The organism is Promicromonospora kroppenstedtii DSM 19349 (genome assembly GCF_000515355.1).
GTDB lineage: Bacteria > Actinomycetota > Actinomycetes > Actinomycetales > Cellulomonadaceae > Promicromonospora > Promicromonospora kroppenstedtii.
In genome coordinates, this window is sequence record NZ_KI911625.1 from 52,277 (window position 1) to 52,798 (window position 522).

General features: G+C 72.2%; 1 protein-coding gene. It reads right to left on the reverse strand.

What is annotated here, in order from left to right; translation table 11 throughout:
* Window positions 1-25 precede the first annotated feature (25 nt).
* Window positions 26-522 (reverse strand): OmpA family protein (locus tag PROKR_RS05860; protein ID WP_157601910.1); only part of this gene is annotated, 497 nt, incomplete at its 5' end.

Here is a 522-nt window from a genome sequence, read left to right on the forward strand (position 1 = left end):
CGGTCGCTCGACCGGCGAGCGCCGGTCAGTTCGTGACGTCGAACTCCACGCGGCGGTTCTTCTCGAGGTCGTCGAACGTGCGCGGCACCACGAGCGGATCCGACTCGCCGAAGCCCTTCCAGGTCAGGCGGTCGCGCTCGACGCCCTGGTGGACCAGCTCGTCGACGACCGTCTCCGCCCGGCGCTCGCTGAGCTCCTGGTTGTGCTCGTCGGTGCCCACCGAGTCGGTGTGGCCCTCGATGCGCACCTCGACCTCCGGGTGCTCCGCGAGCACCTCGGCGGCCTTGCGCACGACCTTGCGCCCGTGCTCGGTCAGCTCGGCGCTGTCCGTGACGAACGTGATGTTCGGGATCTCGACGAGGTCCTCCTGCGCCTCCTCCCGCTCCTCGCGGGTGGGCTCGCGCTTCGGCTCGTCCTCCTCCTCGGCCTCGTCCTCGTCCTCGGTCGCCTCGGTCTCGCCGTCCGACGTCGCCTCGGCCGCCTCGGGCGAGGCGGTCGCCTCGTCCGTCGGCTCCGGAGCCG